An 18485-nucleotide genomic window follows, 5' to 3' on the forward strand; every position below is an offset into this window, starting at 1 on the left:
ATTTTTTATGCCAGGGTGGGTAAGTTACACGCTGGTTTTTCCTGTGACTATTTATGAAAAAAACAATACTCAAACAATCATTGCATCCGCGGAATCGCTATCAGGGTAGTTATGACCTTGAACGCCTGTCTGCCATCAACCCGCATCTGAGTGACTGGTTAATCACCACACCTGACGGCCGGCGGTCAGTTAATTTTTCCGAGCCAAAAGCGGTCAGAGCATTAAATCAGGCCTTGCTGAAACAGTATTATGATCTGAACTGGCAATTATCTGACGGATTTCTTTGCCCGCCAGTCCCCGGACGGGCCGATTATCTGCATTATATTGCTGACTTATTGTCTGAGGATATACAGGGTCCGGTGCAGGGGGCCGCTGATGTTCTGGACATTGGCTGTGGTGCCAATTGTATTTATCCGTTAATTGGTTATGCGGAATATGGCTGGCGTTTTACCGGTACGGATATTCATCCGGCTTCCGTCACTGCAGCCAATGCGATTGTGGCCGCAAACCCCGGATTACAGCAGGCAATACGTATCAGGTTACAGAAAAATCCGGCGGCGATATTTAACGGTATTTTGCGTAAAACTGATTTTTACCATCTGACCATTTGTAATCCGCCGTTCCACAGTTCAGCAGAAGATGCGCAGCAGGGCAGCGCGCGAAAAATCCGTAACCTGGGTATCGACAAACGCAGCCCGCTCAACTTTGCCGGACAGCATAATGAATTATGGTGCTCGGGGGGGGAACGCGGTTTTATTACCCGGATGATCCATGAAAGTGTGATATTTGCCGGGCAGGCTGGCTGGTTCACTAGCCTGGTATCGAAGAAAGAGAATCTGTTGCCACTGACCAGTTTACTGCGGAGTTGTGGTGCTGCACAGATCAGAATCCTGGAAATGGGACAGGGGCAGAAACAAAGCCGGATACTGGCGTGGAGTTTTCATCAGGAAGATCAGCGACGTAAATTATTACGCCGCCGTTAGCCGAAGACGCAGATATCTCCGCCGTAAGCAGGGATATCTGCCGGTTATCACCGGTGGCCGGATTATTCAATATTCGCTTCAATAAACCACAGGAATTTATCCAGATCCCGCGACGCGGCGGTGAAGATATCTGCACTGTCTTCATCCGGAACTTCATCGATGGCTTTACGAACATCGTTAGCGACCAGCCCGTAACGTTCCGCCAGCGCGACCAGGTGTTCCTGCACTGTATGAATATTCAACGGATAGGCTTTCAGCGGAGATGCATCGTTAACCACCTGAGTGGTTCCTAATGCCACACCGCCCAGCTGAACGATACGTTCGGCAACCGTATCCTGATGGTCAGTAATTGCCGTCCGGAAGCCATCCAGCATTTCGTGGACTGCGATAAAGTTGGCGCCACGCATATTCCAGTGGGCCTGTTTGGTGATTAGCGAGAGATCAATTAACTCAACGACCACGCGGCTCAGAACTTTAATGGCAGCCTTTTTATCTTTTTCGGCTACATCATTGCGGGTATAGATCAGATCAGAAGCCTTAGTTTTTACCAGTTTTGCGGTACTCATTTAGTGATTTCCTCTGTCAGTTGATCTTGTATTACAGATCTCTTTAACACGGAAATAAGTATAGCAACGGTGTCATATTTTGCACGGCAGATACACCAATCGGTGTGATTGAGATTACCAATCCCCTGATATCTCAGGGGGTGGCGAGGGGATAATGCAGCAAGGAAACAGGCTCAGGAGGATTTAACTTTAATACGGCGGATCTTATTTTTTGGCGGTTGCATTGTCAGGGTGGAGCCTGCTGAAGCAACAATAATGGCTGTTAATCCCAGCCACTGAGGCAGGGTCAGCATTTCACTAAGGAATATCATTCCTGATATTGCCGCGACTACGGGTTCCATACTCATCAGGGTACCGAATAAACGCGCGGGCAGGCGCGTCAGGGCCATCATTTCCAGAGAGTAGGGGATGGCATTTGATAATAATGCCACCAGCAGGGCCAGCGGGATGATTTCCCAATGCCAGATACCACTGTCAGCAAATGTTACGCCAATCGGTACATATACTACTGAGGCGATCAGAGAACCGACAGCCACGGTTGCCGGGCCATGCTCTGCACCGGCTTTTCTGCCAAATATAATATAGATTGCCCAGCAGGCACCTGCACAGAGGGCGAGTACTGCGCCAAGAGGATCGATATCTGACAGGCTGTCTCCCAGAGGCATCAGTAGCCCCAGGCCGGTAACTGTGACAATAATCCAGATAAAGTCAGGGATACGGCGTGAGTTTGCCAGTGCCAGAGTCAGAGGCCCTAAGAATTCCAGGGCGACACCAATGCCAAGCGGGATGGTTCGCAGGGCAAGATAGAACAGCATATTCATTCCCCCCAGCGCCAGCCCGTAGAAAATAAGCGGTCTGCGTTGTTCTTTTGTAAAGGTCAAACGCCAGGGTTTGAAAATACACCATAACATGAGGGTGGACAGGCCAAGTCGTAAAGCGGCAACTCCGGTGGCACCGGCCATAGGAAACAGGTGCTTAGCCAGTGAGGCCGCACCCTGTAACGAGATCATGGCAACCAGTAACAGCATCACAGGAAACCACAGGCTGGCGTTTTTTTTATCGGCAATGAACATTTCGTGCTATTCCGGCATCAGAAAGATTAATTTGTGGCGGAGTTTAGCTGATTGTATAAATTAACTCATCAGGCGGGTAAAATTAATACGATCGATGGTTGTTTTTTAAGCGGTGAATCTTTTTAAATGTAAAGAAATGTCCTGTTATTTTAAGAATATCCTTAAAGATTTGTCCTGAGCACAAAAAAATTACGCAGAGATTACAGGAGTAATCTAAAATAAAATCAGTGCATTACAGTTGACTGGTAACTTTCTGTTACACCAAACAATCTGTTAGACAATAAAATATCGGCAGAGTTTCTTGCTGGTTTTTGTTATATTTTCCCCGTTGTCAGGAAAAAGTCGTTTCACATTTGAGGTGATTATGAAAAAAATTGCATGTCTTTCAGCATTAGCTTGCGTACTGGCAGTATCTGCCGGTTCTGCAATGGCACAGAGCACCGTTAGCGCAGGTTACGCACAGAGTGACTACCAGGGCGTACTGAACAAAGCTAATGGTTTCAACCTGAAATATCGCTACGAAGATGGTTCTAACCCGCTGGGTTGGATCGGATCTTTCACCTACACTGAAAAAGACCGTACTATTGATGGTTATTACCAGAAAGGTCAGTACTACGGCTTCACTGGTGGTCCTGCTTACCGTCTGAACGACTGGGTCAGCATCTACGGTGTTGTCGGTATCGGTTTCGGTAAATACCAGCTGAACGACCAGACTGCTTACAACAAGAAAGATAGCAGCGATGTTGGTTTCTCTTATGGTGCAGGCCTGCAGTTTAACCCAATCGAAAACGTTGCAGTTGACGTTGGTTACGAGCAGAGCCGTATCCGCAGCGTCGACGTTGGTACCTGGATCACTGGTATCGGCTACAGCTTCTAAGTTTACTTAGACTGTCCTGTAGAAAAAACGGCCCCCGCGGCCGTTTTTTTATGCCTTTGTTTCAGTGATGGCCTTGCTGCACATTCTGTTAGTCTGTATCTCTCCGCTCTGAAAAATGATGGTGCCAGGCACAGATCTTCCGTTGCACCTTCTGTCCGGAACCTCCCTGCGTTGGCAGTCAAACGGGTTACTGAACCATGCACCTTAACGGGCAAACAACAGCAACGGTTCCATTGTATGCATCGGCAGTCTGAACTTTACCGGCAGAGCATTCTCTGAGCGTAAATTTACAGGATTTTTACCGGAATAGGATGCAGGTGACGGAAACGGCTGGCAGGTAATGGCAGCAATGTCTGTTGTCTGGTTTTTTTAAACTGCTGAAACAACATATTCAGTAACAATAACCGCAGGCTGAAGGGCGAACGTAAATATATGCATTTCAGCCACTGATAACTGTGACGATTAACAGAGGCCAAAGATAGCTGGTGCTTACAGATGCCGCAGGTTACTGATTTTTTCATGGCTGCTTCTCCTCTGCCTAAGACTGCCGGTTGGTACAGCACGACACACTGGCTGGCGAACAATAACCATACCTTCTGTGTCTGCAGTAAGATATAGCATTTGCTATATCATTTAGCCATGGCTATTGATGAAAAATTTGAGCTTCTGTGCAGCTGGTTTACAATACCGGACAGATTGCCGGTTTCTGCCCACGGAACTGGCAAGATTATAATGAGGAAGTTTAATGAACCGTCGAGCAAATAATGTCAGTTCCCTGCCGGGGGCAATTAAAGATGTCGAGGATCATGCCGAAGGGTTTCGGCAGGTCAGGGAAGCACATCGCAGGGAATTAATTGATGATTATGTTGAGCTGATATCCGACCTGATTCATGAATTTGGTGAAGCAAGGCAGGTTGATATGGCAGCGAGGCTGGGTGTCTCTCAGCCGACGGTTGCTAAGATGCTGAAGAAACTGGCGGCTAGCGGACTGGTAGAGCAGGTACCTTATCGCGGGGTATTTCTGACAGCAGAAGGGGAAACTCTGGCAGAACAAAGCAGGGAACGGCACCATATTGTCGAAGCTTTTTTACTGACATTAGGCGTCAGCCCGGATACTGCCCACCGTGATGCTGAAGGTATTGAACATCATGTCAGTGAAGAAACACTGGCGATATTTAAAGCGTTTAACCAGCAATATCAGTCAGAAAAATAAATTATCTGGCAGTGTGCAGGATCTCCGATAGCAATCACTTAAGACAACCCGCGGTGACGTGTGGTTGTTTTTTTTGTCCTCAGATAACAGCCAACAGATTACTTTTTCAGTTGTTGCTATAAACTTCCTGAGAAGCCTGCTGTCAGTTCGGATTATTTTTATATCCGGCTGAAAACATAATATTTTTCTGTATATATTCTGTGATATTTAATCTCAGGAAGAAACGGCACTATTCCTTTGCCTGTAGTGACGCAAACGATTCAACAAAACCATTAACCACTCAGCGAGAGTCTGTATGTGGCATAATAAGCTTACAGCCCGGAAGGTTATCTGTCTGAATTTTGATTAGTTGTATTGGTAATGCGTTGCAATATCAGGTACAAAATTCAGCTTCAACTGTCATGTTATGATTAGAAAAGAAGATTTAAGTAATTAATGTCTGCGGAATGTAATGTCTGCCGTTATCATTTTCTATAAGAGTTATCTTGCTTACGGGGTTATGCTAAGAGGGAGTACCGGAGAGCTGGTTATCTGCAGCACTGTTAAATGAGCGTTAATTTTTATTCAGCCTGTAACCGATAATGCTAAATTTAAAATTTAAATTTTATAATCAGTATTCGGCTATTTATTTTTTTATTTAAATTAGGTAACCTCAGCTCCACAGTTATTTGTACCCGGATAAGCAAGGAAAATATGATGAGTGATGCATTTAAAGTTCTCAATAACATTCGTACTCTGCGTGCGCAGGCCCGTGACCTGGCATTAAGTGATCTGGAAGAAGTTCTGGAAAAACTGACTGTTGTTGTTAATGAACGTCGCGAAGAAATTGAAGCTGAACAAGCTCAGAATCGTGAGAAAGAAGAAAAACTGACTAAGTACCGTGAAATGTTGCTGGCCGACGGTATTGACCCTAACGAATTACTGGGTTCAATTGAGGTGAGCAAAAAACGTGTAAAACGCGCCCCGCGTCCTGCTAAATATAAATACACCGATGAAAACGGTGAAACTAAATCATGGACCGGCCAGGGCCGTACACCAGCCGCGATCAAAAAAGCGCTGGACGAAGGTAAAAGCCTGGACGATTTCCTGATCTAATCAGGTGCAAACTCCTTGTTAGTGGGAGAGCCAGTGACATTCTGTTACTGGCTTTTTTGCTTTTATCAGTCACGTGATTAAGACGCAGTACAGGCCAGAGCAGACAACTGACATAAAATCCGTCGGTTATTGTTTCAGTTACTTTTAGCAAATGGTACTGTCTGCTGTTATATAAGATCACTGAATCTCGCTGTGTCAGAAAGTACAGCAACCGTCTGGCTTTCTGAACCACAATTTTTCCTGAATCCGATTTATCTATAAGGCTATCCCGTGTTAGTAACCAGTAATGTGACGATGCAGTTTGGCAGTAAGCCATTGTTTGAAAATATCTCTGTAAAGTTCGGCGGAGGGAATCGTTATGGTTTAATTGGTGCCAACGGCAGCGGTAAGTCAACGTTTATGAAGATCCTGGGCGGTGATTTACAGCCAAGTGCCGGAAATGTCTCTTACGATCCTAATGAGCGGATTGGTAAATTACGCCAGGATCAGTTTGCGTTCGAAAACTTTACGGTCCTTGATACGGTCATTATGGGGCATAATGAACTCTGGGAAGTAAAACAGGAACGTGACCGTATTTATTCTTTACCTGAAATGAGTGAAGATGAAGGTTATAAAGTGGCTGAACTGGAAGTTCAGTATGGTGAAATGGATGGATACACTGCAGAAGCCCGGGCAGGAGAACTATTATCAGGTGTGGGCATCCCTCAGGAACAGCATTACGGCCCCATGAGCGAAGTTGCACCAGGATGGAAATTACGTGTGTTACTGGCACAGGCGCTGTTTTCTAACCCTGATATATTGTTGCTGGATGAGCCAACCAACAACCTGGATATAGATACTATCCGCTGGCTTGAGCAGGTATTAAACGAGCGTAACAGTACCATGGTGATCATTTCCCACGATCGCCACTTTCTGAATATGGTATGTACGCATATGGCGGATCTGGATTACGGTGAACTGCGGGTCTATGCCGGAAATTATGATGAGTATATGACTGCGGCAACTCAGGCCCGTGATCGTTTATTATCAGATAATGCGAAAAAGAAAGCACAGATCGCTGAATTACAGTCCTTCGTGAGCCGCTTTAGTGCCAATGCCTCTAAATCCCGCCAGGCAACATCACGAGCCAAACAAATAGATAAAATTAAACTGGATGAAGTTAAAGCATCCAGCCGTCAGAACCCTTTTATCCGTTTCGAACAGGATAAAAAATTATTCCGTAATGCATTGCAAACGGAAGAATTAAGTAAAGGTTTTGATAAGGGACCATTATTTAACCGTCTTAATTTATTACTGGAAGTCGGGGAAAAGGTCGCAATTATCGGTGCCAATGGTATTGGTAAAACCACACTGCTGAAAACCCTGATGGGGGAAGTTGCGCCGGATAACGGCACCGTGAAATGGTCGGAAAATGTCTTGCAGGGATATTATGCCCAGGACCATGCGGCTGACTTTGCTAATGATCTGACCGTCTTCGACTGGATGAGCCAGTGGAAACAGGAAGGTGACGACGAGCAGGCAGTGCGTGGTATTCTTGGCAGGCTGTTATTTTCTCAGGATGATATTAAGAAACCGGCAAAAGTGCTGTCAGGTGGTGAGAAAGGCCGCATGCTGTTCGGTAAGCTGATGATGGCCCGGCCAAATGTGCTGGTAATGGATGAACCTACCAACCACCTGGATATGGAATCTATCGAATCCCTGAATATGGCACTGGAGATGTATGAAGGAACGCTGATCTTCGTTTCTCATGACCGTGAATTCGTCAGCTCACTGGCCACACGTGTGATTGAGATAAAAGCTGAGGGTATTACCGACTTCACTGGCAGCTATGATGATTATCTGCGTAGTCAGGGGATTGCCTGATTTCCCGCAACAGGAGAATACCCGGCGGCGATAAGCCTCCGGGTAGCTCCCGAACACCAGGCTAAGGCCTCAGGCAAGCCTTAGCCTGTAGCAGAGGGGAATTACTGAGCAGGCTGACCACAAATTTCGCAATCAGGATCGGGCTGCAGGCGCATTTCACGAAACCGGGCCGTCATTGCGTCATACAGCAGGATTTTTCCGCCCCGGCTGTCACCATAACCCGTAAGCACTTTCAAGGTTTCCATGGCCTGCATCGCACCAATAACACCGACCAGCGGAGCCATTACACCTGCTTCGACACAGCTTAGTGTCTGATCGCCAAACAACCGGCTCATGCAACGGTAGCAGGGTTCACCTTTCTGCCAGCGAAAGACGGTTAGCTGTCCTTCCATACGGATAGCTGCCCCGGAGATTAAGGGGATTTTATGGCGATAGCATGCCGCGTTCAGGTATTCACGGGTGGTAACATTATCACTGCAGTCAAGAACCGCATGGTGATGCTGTACCAGGGCATCCGCATTATCATTGGTTAATTGCTGACAGAGGGGTGTGAGAGTGACCCAGGGGTTCAGCTTCTGTAATGACAACACGGCAGAGTCGGTTTTTGCCATCCCGAGAGTATCATCGTTATGTAAAATCTGCCGTTGCAGGTTGGACAAAGATACGGTGTCAAAATCCAGTAACGTTAACTGTCCGACCCCCGCAGACACCAGCCAGGGGGCTGCGGCAGAGCCGAGCCCACCCAGGCCTGCAACTAACACTTTTGATGCCTTCAACTGTTCCTGGCGGTCAAAGTCAAACCCCTGTAATACCAGCTGACGGTTGTAACGCATAATTTCTGCATCATTCAGTGGCATCATGGCTCAGTCACTCAGCAGATCATTAAAAGGCTCAATCGTGACATTTTCACCGCTCTGAACGGCTCCCCGTTCACGTTCCAGCACAATAAAACAGTTGGCTTTAGAAAATGAACTGAATATATGCGACCCCTGGTGCGGGGCAGGGGTAACCTGCAGGGTGCCATCTGCTGTGGCAGAAAAATATCCACGCTGAAAATCAATCCTGCCAGGCATTTTCCGCAGTGATGTACTGGTTCTGGCGGTTAAACGGGCGGCGAGTCCGCTGTGCTGCTGGCCGAGTAAACGCGCCAGCATTGGCTGTACCAGCTGATAGAACGTGACTACCGCGGAAACAGGATTGCCGGGCAAGCCACAAAACCAGCTTTCTGACAGACGACCAAAAGCAAAAGGCTTACCGGGCTTGATTGCCAGTTTCCAGAAAGTGACGGTGCCCAGCGCTTCAAGCATATCGCGGGTGAAATCGGCTTCCCCGACCGAAACCCCGCCGGTACTGATGACTACATCGGCCTGACGGTTGGCTTCCTCAAAGGCCTGTTTCAGTAACTGCTGATCATCGGCGATGATGCCTAAATCGACCACCTCACAACCCAGTTTTTCCAGCATCAGACGGATAGCAAACCGGTTAGTATCGTACAATTGCCCTGCCTGCAGTGGCTGCCCTACCGGCACCAGTTCATCACCGGTCGAAAATATAGCGACCCGCAGTTTACGTAATACGCTGACCTCGCTGATCCCTAAAGATGCGAGTAATGGCAGTTGTGAAGCGCCCAGCCGGACACCCGCTTCCAGAATCTGGTCACCGGCACGGATATCCTCTCCGGTACGACGGATATTTTGTCCGGCAACCACCTCAGCGGTAAACGTTATTCCCTGTTCACTGCTATTGGCCTGTTCCTGCATAACAACCGCATCGGTACCGGCAGGCACCGGTGCTCCGGTCATAATGCGGATGACGGTACCCCGTGGCCATTCGCCGTTAAACGGATTTCCTGCCAGCGCTTTACCGGCAACCGGTAATGGCCGTGACAGAGCCAGGTCATCCAGGCGGACGGCATAACCATCCATCGCTGAATTATCAAATCCGGGTACAGCCATGGGTGAAATCACCGGATCGGCGGTGATTCTTCCGGCTGCATCATTCAGTGCCAGTTGAAGCTTGTCACGGATGGGAGAGATTTGTAGCTGGATTAAATGCTGTGCATCTTCCAAAGAGATAAGTCCGGAAGTATAAGGTTCCATAGTGGCTCCTGCCAGGTTAACGATGCGCGGAGGGCAAGTGTATATTTACCTTGTCCGGTAATACAGATCACACACTAAGAATAGCATTTTAGCCACCGGAGAGGGTAACAATAGCCGGCAGGATCCGCTGCCAAAAAGTATTGCTGAATAAGTATCTGTAATATCATTTATGCTACTTTGAGTATTTCCTCGTTATGTTTCAGCGTGATTAATGTATGGTTATAGTGACGTCATGTCGGTTTCAGTCGGCAGAGTGAGCATCAGCCGTGGTCAGTGAAGTTATCCGGCCCGGAGAAAAAGTCTCTGTGGAAAAATCAGCTAACAGCCTGTCTCTGGTCGGAAATTTTCGTATGTATGCTTTTGGTAAAGAGAGGCGGCAAAGTATACAATCCCTGCGGGCTTATGTTATTGATAGTCCAGTGAACAACTCAGCAGAGTTTATACCGGTGCTGAATATCCTTCCGGTGTGCTCAGCGATTCCTGAGGTCATTCAGGAAATGTATTTACCGGCTCAACAACAGTTAAGTTCTGGTTGATAAAATCCTGCGGATGAACCACATTTTCGAAACTTATCTCTTTTAACAAGGACGGACTGTTAATCATGCAAAAGACATGTCACTCCCCCCGATATCGCGCCGTGATGATAGCTCTGTTACTGGTCTCCCCGGTGCTGGCGCATGCAGATCAACCCGCTGATGCCCCGCAGATCGATGCCAAAGCATGGATCCTGATGGACTACAACAGCGGTAAAGTACTGGCAGAATCCCATGCCGATGACCGGCTTGACCCTGCCAGTCTGACCAAAATGATGACCAGTTATGTGGTGGGTCAGGCTTTAAAATCCGGGAAAATAAAATCTACGGATATGGTCTCCATCGGGCAGGATGCCTGGGCAACCGGTAATCCTAAACTGCGTGGTTCTTCGCTGATGTTTTTAAAACCCGGAGATCAGGTATCGGTCTCTGATTTAAATAAAGGCATCGTGATTCAGTCCGGCAATGATGCCTGCATTGCATTAGCTGATTATGTTGCCGGAAGTCAGAGTGCGTTTATCGACCTGATGAATAACTATGTAAAACAACTGGGATTGCAGAATACGCATTTTTCAACAGTTCATGGACTGGATGAACCGGGACAATACAGTACAGCTCGTGATATGGCACTGATTGGCCAGGCTTTAATCCGTGATGTTCCCGACGAGTATGCATTAAACAAGGAAAAAGAATTTTCCTTTAATAATATACGTCAGCCTAACCGTAACCGGCTGCTGTGGAGTACTGACTTACAGGTTGATGGTATTAAAACAGGTTATACCTCGGGCGCCGGTAATAACCTGGTGGCATCCGCGACGTCGGGGAATATGCGGCTGATCTCCGTAGTTCTGGGTGCTAAAACGGATGCTATCCGGTTCAGGGAAAGTGAGAAATTACTCAACTGGGGTTTCCGCTATTATGAAACAGTATTTCCGATAAAAGCCGACAAACCCTTTGTTCAGCAGCGAGTCTGGTATGGTGACAGCAAATATGCAGATTTAGGAGTGATGGCGAATACAGCGGTCACCTTGCCGAGAGGCCAGGTCAATAATCTGAAAGCGGGTTACACCCTGAACACACCGGTCCTGGAAGCGCCGCTGAATAAAGGGCAGGTTGTCGGGACTGTCAACTTCCAGCTCGGGGGCAAGGTAATTGATCAGAAGCCGCTGGTGGTTATGGAAGAAGTGAAACAGGGGAGCTTTTTTAGTCGTATCCTGGACTTTATAAGTATGAAAATCAGCACGCTATATCAGAAATGGTTTGGCTGATTATGAGAACGGGCAAAGCCTGATCGCTTTGCCCGTAACAGAGGTTTAAGGGTGAACCCATCCTTTGCGGATCAATGGGCCAAATAACCGGCTATAGAGGGTGCCTGCTAAAGATAACAGCCGCTCGCCGTACAGGGACCATCCGCATTGAGAAGCGATGCAGCCAAGCATTCCCACCAGAAAACCACCCAGCATATCCAGTGGCCAGTGAACTCCGAGGTAGACCCTTGACCAGGCAATGGCGATACCTGCCACCATCAGGATCACACCCGACCATAATCTGTGCCAGCAGATAAATGCCAGGGCAACTGTGAAAATAACAGTGCCGTGATCGCTCGGGTAGGAACCATCAGCGCTGTGACTGAGAAACTGATACCCGAGGCCGATAGCGAACGGGCGCGGATGCGGATAAATAAAGGCAACCACAGTGGCAATCCCCAGGGCATACACCAGCGCTGTCGCTGTTTTTAATACCAGTACCCGCTGGCTGGTGACCTTCCTGTCTGGCCCCCATAACCACAGAGCAACGATCAGTAACGGGACTATTGCAATCAGGTCTTTGGCGAAGAAAAGAGCCAGTTCGATGATTGCCCGGGGGGAGTCCGGTGTGGCGTTAATCCACAGGAACAGGATGTGGTTAAGGTTTTCCATGGTGTTCAGGCGGTCCTTTCATCATTCAGCGTGATACAACAGTGCTTGGCGTCAGTGATTTATATAAATCAGAGCGTCATATTACCATCGGGTGATTAAGACTAGCTTAACAGCATAAAACAACGCGACAGAAAGTAAATAATCCTGGTCTTAATTCTTGTTTATTTGTGCTTTTGTTACACAACCACACAAAATGCGAGGTCCGGGGAGGCATTGTTGCTCCGACACAAAAAGAAAAACCCGCCAGTGAACTGGCGGGACCCTGAAGTGACGGGGTTTTAAAGAAAAGCAGTGGCACAGGTTATGACGGTCCGGGACAGAGAAAGTTCGCTGTCCCTTTTTAAATTCAGCCGGTCAGAGGCCAGAGTAGCACGATAAGTGTGCCGGCCAGCGTCAGTAACACGTTGGCTATGGCATAGGTACCCGCATAACCAAGGGCAGGGATACTGCTGCGTGCTGTATCGGTAATGATTTCCATCGCCGGGGCACAGGTTCTGGCACCCATCAGCGCCCCGAACAGCATGGCGCGGTTCATACGCAGTACATAAGCACCAAATAAATAAGCGATGACCACCGGAATCAGGCTGACCAGTAAACCACACAGCAACATAGCCAGGCCCGCGTTACCAAGACCATGATTAATACCACTGCCTGCACTCAGGCCGACCCCGGCCATAAATACCATCAGACCAAACTCTTTGACCATCGTTAATGCGCCCTGCGGGATATAGCCAAAAGTAGGATGGTTCGCACGTAAAAATCCCAGCATAATACCGGCGAACAGTAACCCGGCCGCATTACCGATACCAACGTTAAAATTACTGAACTGGAAAGTGATCATACCGATCATCAGGCCAACCACAAAAAATGCACAGAAAGCCAGCAGATCGGTGACCTGACTATGAATGGCAATAAAGCCAATCCGGTCAGCAATACTCTTTACCCGTTTCGCTTCCCCGCTCACCTGGAGAATATCGCCTTTATTGAGGATAATATCGTCATCAATAGGCATTTCGATCTGGTTACGGATCACGCGGTTAAGGAAACAACCATGATCCGTTAAACGCAGTTTACCCAGTCTTTTATTCACCGCATTATGGTTTTTCACCACAATTTCTTCGGTGACAATACGCATATCCAGCAGTTCACGATCAAAAACTTCTTTACCATGACGAAAACTCGGATCCAGCCGTGCATGGGCATCAGGATAGCCAACCAGAGAAATATCATCCCCTTGTTGCAGTACCGCATCACCGTCCGGACTGGCCAGAATACCATTACGTCTGATCCGCTCGATATAACAACCGGTTTGCCGGTAGATACCCAGCTCACGCAGGTTTTTCCCGTCACTCCATTCGACCAGTTCCAGACCGACACGGTAAGCCCGGATTACCGGTAAAAATACTTTGCGCTGACTATCTGCATCCAGCCCGCGTTCACGGGCAATCTGCTGGGCACTGGTCGGTAAATCCTGGTGTTGTAACCTTGGCAGGTAACGGGCACCGAGGATTAGACTGACCAGCCCTATCAGGTAGGTCAGAGCGTAACCGAGACTGAGGTGATCCTGCATAAGTGTCAGTTGTTTACCGTCACTGACACTCTGACGGAGTGTATCTCCGGCACCGACTAATACCGGCGTTGATGTCATTGAACCGGCCAGCATCCCGGCAGTCAGGCCGATATCCCAGTGGAAAGCTTTACCTAACCCCAGGGCCAGCAGCAGTGCGCTGATCACCATCACTGATGCCAGCATAAAATAGTTTTTCCCGTCGCGGAAAAAGATAGAAAAAAAGTTAGGCCCGGCTTCCACCCCGACACAAAAGATAAACAACATAAATCCAAGGCTTAACGCATTGGTATTGATCGAAAAATGTTGCTGTCCAAGTAACAGTGACATGACCAATACCCCGATAGAACTGCCGAGCTGAATACTGCCGATACGGAGTTTCCCCAGACAAAGCCCCAGAGAAAGCACAACGAATAACAGCAGGACGTCATTGGCACTCAGCAGGTTGACGACGTTGATGTTCACAAATTAACTTCTTATCCGCAAAAAGGAAGGAACAATAAAGTCAGCGGCCGATCAGGGACGAGGGATACCGTTGACGGAAAGGCGTTATTCTAAACGGATTTCTGCAGGCAGGCTATCAGTGGCTCAGGGAAAAAAGATGAAAAATACCGGTAAAACAGGCGGTAAAAAAGCGCAGGGTGCAGGATAATCCCTGCCCCCTGGTCAGCATTTACTGGAATAATCCCAGATTTTCTTTCGCATAGGCCTGAAATTCAGTGAACCCACCGACATGCAGCTGGTCAAGGAAGATTTGTGGTACGGTTTCTACCGGTTTACCGACGGTTTTTTCCAGGTCAGCTTTAGTGATCCCTTCTGCCTGAATGTCGACATAGCGATAGCTAAAATCTTCACGTTGTTCGGTCAGTTTTTCCGCCAGTTCTTTCGCACGAACACAATAAGGGCAGCCCGGACGACCAAAAATAACTGCAAACATGGTGATCTCCTGAAATAAGTAATATCACATTTAAATAGGGTCAAGACTGTGTATCATGCCTGTCGGAAGAGATGAATTAAAGCAGGAAATACCTGTTACTCTGAATGTTACTATCAATCAGCCCGACAGGCGGGTATCTGCCGCACAATCAGTAAAAGAGAGCAATAACTAATGCCCGATAGTAATCGTTTACCCCGCAGCCTGATCATCACGGAGCTCATCGGCGTTTTTTTTGTCCTGATGGCCCTGGTACTACTTAACAGCAATCTTGCGTTCGGCGCCGGGACAGAAAATCACTTTCTGGCAAAAGCCAGTCTGTTTTGCGGCGTAATCCTGATATTACCTGCAGTGTGTGTACTGATCTGGCGTACCGTTGTAGCAATGTTAGTGCGCGACACGGCTCAGAAAAAGTAACAGTATCAATGACAGTATCAAGGAGAGAGTAATGACCCCCACCATCGACCTGCTTTGCGATCATCGCTCAGTCCGTGCTTATAAACCGCAACCGGTCAGTGAACAGCAACGTGAGGCAATTTTTCGTGCAGCGCAGTCGGCTTCAACCTCCAGCTTTCTGCAATGTTCATCAATTATTCGTATCAGCGATCGTGAAAAACGGAATACGCTGGCTGAACTGGCAGGACATCAGCCCTGGGTAAGTGAGGCTGCCGAGTTCTGGGTGTTCTGCGCAGACTTTAATCGCCATCAGCAAATCTGTCCTGATGCCGAACTGGGTCTGGCTGAACAATTATTGCTGGGCTGTGTGGACACGGCGCTGATGGCTCAAAATGCAATGGTTGCCGCAGAATCTCTGGGGATGGGCGGGGTTTTTATCGGTGGCCTGCGTAATCATCCTTATGAGGTGAGCGAATTACTTGATTTACCACGTTTTGTACTACCATTGTTCGGTTTATGTATTGGCTGGCCTGATGATCGTCCGGAGATAAAGCCCCGGCTGCCCTTATCTTTACTGGTACACGACAACCAATACCAGCCCATGGATGCGCAAGAGCTGCAGGCATATGATCAGCATATTCTCGCCTATTATCAGCAGCGCAACAGTAATGCCCGTCAGGAAAGCTGGAGCGGAATGATTCAGCGAATGCTTATCAAAGAAAACCGTCCGTTTATGCTTGATTTCCTCCACCAGCAAGGCTGGGCCAACCGCTGAGACCGGATGATTATCGCCACCGGCAGTGATGGTACTGCCGGGTTCTGTGGCTAAGATAGCGCTTTTTGCCTGATATCATGGAGTTCACGGTGGTTTTTGCGTAATCTATTGCGCTGCCACTTTAGCCGGATATGAATATGGATACCCTTGTCAGACCCGAACTTGAGACACTGTGTGACTGGATGGATAAGCAACATATCGAGTGGTTCGAATGCGATAGTTGCCGGGCTTTGCATTTGCCTGCGATGCAGAATTTCGACGGGGTCTTTGATGCTAAACTGGATATTGCGGACAATGTCATCCTGTTTACCGCCAGAGCTGAGGTCAGGCCTTCGGCCTTATTATTACTGGCGGGTGAACTGTCTCAGGTCAATGCCAGCTCTCTGACGGCAAAAGCCTTTCTGGATATTCAGGATGATACCCTGCCAAAACTGATTGTTTGTCAGTCCCTGAATATCGAATGTGGTATTACCCTGTCCCAGTTCACTTATTTTATGCAGCAAAGTGAAGCTCAGATTTCTATGATTATTATGGAAGCGTTTGCTAACCGGATGCTGATTTACCCTGATGATCCTGACGGACAACCTCCTGTGCTTCATCACGCCATGCTGCACTGATTTCGCCGACAGATTGCGGTTCACAACCCGCGGGTTGTGATTAACAGGAGGAGCGACTATGCCAGCAACGCCTTTTTTTTCTGCCGGACGTTTACCGGCTCCGGTGCTTGCCGCCGCGATTGCTATTCTTCTGACGCGTCTTTTTAATCTGCTGATGTTTGTTTTTCAGCCTGACGGAGCTCAGCACGGTGAGCTATTACCTCAGTTAAGTCTGCTACCCGGTTATCTGTTGCTGTTCAGCCTGGTGCTGGTGGTATATTTATCGGAAATTGCCAGTGCGGTTGCATTACTGGCGGGCAAACCCGGCGGAAGAAAAATGTTTATCGGTTGCCAGGGATTGCTGTTATTGCTGGTCATCGTGATCTGCTGGCCGGGGGACGGGGCACTGCCCGGTATCGATATGGAGGACGCACAACAGTTAGGCCGTCATCTGTTACTGCAAAAAATCCCTGATGTACTTATTTTGCTGATGCTTTATATACCTGCCAGCAGCCATGGTTTCTTTAAAGGGCACAACCTTGCCGGAAGAACAGACTGAGGGGGCAGACAGAAGTGTGCGGGTGAGCCGGAACCCACCCGCCAGACAGACTAATTACGTCGTTCAAACCGCAGGGCATAGTATTCGACACCGCGCATGAGTAAGGTCAGTAATCCATTAACACACAGATAAATAATACCGGCGGCGACAAATACCGATACATCGTAGGTTCTGCCATATAATAATTGCCCTTCACCCATGACATCCATCAGTGTGATGGTATAGGCCAGTGAGGTACTTTTAAAAATCAGTACCACTTCATTTGAGTACGCCGAAAGTGCGCGTTTAAAAGCATACGGCAGCAAAATACGCAATGTCTGGCCTTTACTCATACCGAGGGCGGCACAGGACTGCCACTGTCCGGAGGGAATGGCTTTGACAGCACCGTAAAACAACTGGGTGGTATAGGCGGCACTGTTCAGGGACAGGGCAAGGATGGCGCATAGCCAGGGCTGTGATAATAATGCCCAGAGTGTCGGATAGTGTTGTAATTGCGGGAACTGACCCGGGCCGTAATAGATCAGGAAAATCTGTACCAGTAAAGGCGTACCGGTAAACAGGGTTATATAAATCCTGACCAGACGGCTGGCAAAAGGTTTTTTCAGTGCCAAAATCAGGGTAAAAATAACCGCCAGTATCAGGGCAATCACCATCGACGTCAGGGTAAGGAACAGGCTGATATGCAGGCCTTTCAGCAGTTGAGGAAAATACTCAGCCATTAAGCGTTCTCCTGTTCAAACCGGGTCGTGTGCTGTTCTATTCGCCGTAAGATAAACTGGCTGACCAGGGTAACAACCAGGTAAATTGCAGCAGCGATTAAATACCAGGTAAAAGGCTGCTGGGTGCGGGTGGCGATACTTTTGGTCTGTAACATTAGATCATTAACACTGATGAGCGAAACCAGGGCCGTATCCTTTAACAGCACCATCCACTGATTTCCCAGTCCCGGCAGTGCATGCCGCCACATCTGGGGCAAAATCAGCCGACGGAAGATGGTCAGCTTTTTCATACCCAGTGCCTGGCCTGATTCCCACTGACCAGCAGGTATCGCTTTCAGGGCACCACGTAACGTCTGTGATGCATAAGCAGAATACAACAGCGATAATGCAATCACCCCGCAAAGAAAGGGGCTGACATTAAAGTCATTAATGGTCATCTGAATATGGAGCCGGGTAAAGCCCAGCGGGAGGGTAAATCCGTCGGATAAGGTCAGCAACAGCTGGGAAGACCCGAAATAGATCCCCAGAACGACCAGAATCTCCGGCAAGCCGCGCAGCACGGTAACCAGCAGCGTGCCCGGCCATGCCAGGATTTTAATCCGCAGTGATTCCCAGCCAGCAAACAGCATAGCCAGCAGCAGGCCAATCAGTAATGCGCAAACGGCAAGGCCGACGGTCATCCCGGCGGCGCTTGCGAGAGGAAGTAACTCGTTCATCA

Annotated in this window: 21 protein-coding genes; 11 read left to right on the forward strand and 10 right to left on the reverse strand. The window is 48.3% G+C overall.

What is annotated here, in order from left to right; genetic code table 11:
• Positions 1 to 53: 53 nt before the first annotated feature.
• Complete coding sequence (gene rlmF, locus JK216_RS06235; RefSeq protein ID WP_212709909.1) at positions 54 to 983, forward strand: 23S rRNA (adenine(1618)-N(6))-methyltransferase RlmF; 930 nt, start codon at positions 54 to 56, stop codon at positions 981 to 983.
• Between the two features lie 62 nt (positions 984 to 1045).
• Here the strand turns inward: rlmF and dps are convergent, their stop codons facing one another.
• On the reverse strand, positions 1046 to 1549 hold the full coding sequence (gene dps, locus JK216_RS06240) for a DNA starvation/stationary phase protection protein Dps (protein ID WP_212706740.1): 504 nt from the start codon (positions 1547 to 1549) through the stop codon (positions 1046 to 1048).
• 173 nt (positions 1550 to 1722) lie between these two features.
• The gene (gene rhtA, locus JK216_RS06245) at positions 1723 to 2622 is read right to left on the reverse strand and encodes a threonine/homoserine exporter RhtA (protein WP_212706739.1); all 900 of its coding nucleotides are present in this window, start codon (positions 2620 to 2622) and stop codon (positions 1723 to 1725) included.
• Positions 2623 to 2986: 364 nt separating this feature from the next.
• On the opposite strand from rhtA, the gene ompX reads away from it, so the two are divergent.
• On the forward strand, positions 2987 to 3499 hold the full coding sequence (gene ompX, locus JK216_RS06250) for an outer membrane protein OmpX (protein ID WP_212706738.1): 513 nt from the start codon (positions 2987 to 2989) through the stop codon (positions 3497 to 3499).
• Positions 3500 to 3786: 287 nt separating this feature from the next.
• Here the strand turns inward: ompX and JK216_RS06255 are convergent, their stop codons facing one another.
• Positions 3787 to 4020, reverse strand: a complete 234-nt coding sequence (locus tag JK216_RS06255; protein WP_212706737.1) for a hypothetical protein — start codon at positions 4018 to 4020, stop codon at positions 3787 to 3789.
• 224 nt (positions 4021 to 4244) lie between these two features.
• Between JK216_RS06255 and mntR the strand changes: the two genes are divergently transcribed.
• The 3 genes from mntR to JK216_RS06270 all read left to right on the forward strand — a co-directional run bounded on the left by mntR (position 4245) and on the right by JK216_RS06270 (position 7670).
• Positions 4245 to 4712, forward strand: a complete 468-nt coding sequence (gene mntR, locus JK216_RS06260; protein ID WP_212706736.1) for a manganese-binding transcriptional regulator MntR — start codon at positions 4245 to 4247, stop codon at positions 4710 to 4712.
• Between the two features lie 696 nt (positions 4713 to 5408).
• Complete coding sequence (locus JK216_RS06265; RefSeq protein WP_212706799.1) at positions 5409 to 5807, forward strand: H-NS family nucleoid-associated regulatory protein; 399 nt, start codon at positions 5409 to 5411, stop codon at positions 5805 to 5807.
• 270 nt (positions 5808 to 6077) lie between these two features.
• Positions 6078 to 7670, forward strand: a complete 1593-nt coding sequence (locus JK216_RS06270) for an ABC-F family ATPase (RefSeq protein WP_212706735.1) — start codon at positions 6078 to 6080, stop codon at positions 7668 to 7670.
• A gap of 101 nt (positions 7671 to 7771) precedes the next feature.
• Here the strand turns inward: JK216_RS06270 and JK216_RS06275 are convergent, their stop codons facing one another.
• Positions 7772 to 8530, reverse strand: coding sequence for a molybdopterin-synthase adenylyltransferase MoeB (locus JK216_RS06275; RefSeq protein ID WP_212706734.1), 759 nt, complete (start codon positions 8528 to 8530; stop codon positions 7772 to 7774).
• A 3-nt stretch (positions 8531 to 8533) separates the two neighbouring features.
• Positions 8534 to 9769, reverse strand: a complete 1236-nt coding sequence (moeA, locus tag JK216_RS06280) for a molybdopterin molybdotransferase MoeA (RefSeq protein WP_212706733.1) — start codon at positions 9767 to 9769, stop codon at positions 8534 to 8536.
• A gap of 305 nt (positions 9770 to 10074) precedes the next feature.
• On the opposite strand from moeA, the gene JK216_RS06285 reads away from it, so the two are divergent.
• Both JK216_RS06285 and JK216_RS06290 read left to right on the forward strand, forming a co-directional pair.
• Entirely contained in the window at positions 10075 to 10305 is a 231-nt protein-coding gene (locus tag JK216_RS06285; protein WP_212706732.1) for a hypothetical protein, read from the forward strand.
• Positions 10306 to 10370: 65 nt separating this feature from the next.
• Positions 10371 to 11570 (forward strand): serine hydrolase, encoded by a 1200-nt coding sequence (locus JK216_RS06290; protein ID WP_212706731.1) that lies wholly within the window; start codon positions 10371 to 10373, stop codon positions 11568 to 11570.
• Between the two features lie 45 nt (positions 11571 to 11615).
• Here JK216_RS06290 and ybjG read toward each other — a convergent pair whose 3' ends face one another.
• From ybjG to JK216_RS06305, 3 genes are all read right to left on the reverse strand, one after another.
• Positions 11616 to 12221 (reverse strand): undecaprenyl-diphosphate phosphatase, encoded by a 606-nt coding sequence (gene ybjG, locus JK216_RS06295; RefSeq protein WP_212706730.1) that lies wholly within the window; start codon positions 12219 to 12221, stop codon positions 11616 to 11618.
• Between the two features lie 346 nt (positions 12222 to 12567).
• On the reverse strand, positions 12568 to 14253 hold the full coding sequence (locus JK216_RS06300; RefSeq protein WP_212706729.1) for an aspartate:alanine antiporter: 1686 nt from the start codon (positions 14251 to 14253) through the stop codon (positions 12568 to 12570).
• A gap of 208 nt (positions 14254 to 14461) precedes the next feature.
• Positions 14462 to 14725, reverse strand: a complete 264-nt coding sequence (locus JK216_RS06305) for a GrxA family glutaredoxin (protein ID WP_212706728.1) — start codon at positions 14723 to 14725, stop codon at positions 14462 to 14464.
• A 171-nt stretch (positions 14726 to 14896) separates the two neighbouring features.
• Between JK216_RS06305 and JK216_RS06310 the strand changes: the two genes are divergently transcribed.
• The 4 genes from JK216_RS06310 to JK216_RS06325 all read left to right on the forward strand — a co-directional run bounded on the left by JK216_RS06310 (position 14897) and on the right by JK216_RS06325 (position 17048).
• Entirely contained in the window at positions 14897 to 15139 is a 243-nt protein-coding gene (locus JK216_RS06310) for a DUF1418 family protein (RefSeq protein ID WP_212711115.1), read from the forward strand.
• Positions 15140 to 15170: 31 nt separating this feature from the next.
• Positions 15171 to 15893 (forward strand): oxygen-insensitive NADPH nitroreductase, encoded by a 723-nt coding sequence (gene nfsA / locus JK216_RS06315; protein WP_212706726.1) that lies wholly within the window; start codon positions 15171 to 15173, stop codon positions 15891 to 15893.
• 137 nt (positions 15894 to 16030) lie between these two features.
• Positions 16031 to 16510 carry a YbjN domain-containing protein gene (locus tag JK216_RS06320; protein WP_212706725.1) on the forward strand — a complete coding sequence of 160 codons (480 nt, stop codon included), beginning with the start codon at positions 16031 to 16033 and terminating at the stop codon, positions 16508 to 16510.
• 58 nt (positions 16511 to 16568) lie between these two features.
• Positions 16569 to 17048 (forward strand): YbjO family protein, encoded by a 480-nt coding sequence (locus tag JK216_RS06325; RefSeq protein ID WP_212711116.1) that lies wholly within the window; start codon positions 16569 to 16571, stop codon positions 17046 to 17048.
• A gap of 50 nt (positions 17049 to 17098) precedes the next feature.
• Here JK216_RS06325 and artM read toward each other — a convergent pair whose 3' ends face one another.
• Both artM and artQ read right to left on the reverse strand, forming a co-directional pair.
• On the reverse strand, positions 17099 to 17767 hold the full coding sequence (gene artM / locus JK216_RS06330) for an arginine ABC transporter permease ArtM (RefSeq protein ID WP_212706723.1): 669 nt from the start codon (positions 17765 to 17767) through the stop codon (positions 17099 to 17101).
• A complete protein-coding gene (gene artQ, locus JK216_RS06335; RefSeq protein WP_212706722.1) occupies positions 17767 to 18483 on the reverse strand; it encodes an arginine ABC transporter permease ArtQ in 717 nt (238 codons plus the stop codon). The genes artM and artQ overlap by 1 nt, the downstream gene beginning before the upstream one ends.
• Positions 18484 to 18485 lie beyond the last annotated feature (2 nt).

It is taken from the genome of Tatumella sp. JGM94 (assembly GCF_018257595.1).
GTDB lineage: Bacteria > Pseudomonadota > Gammaproteobacteria > Enterobacterales > Enterobacteriaceae > Tatumella > Tatumella punctata.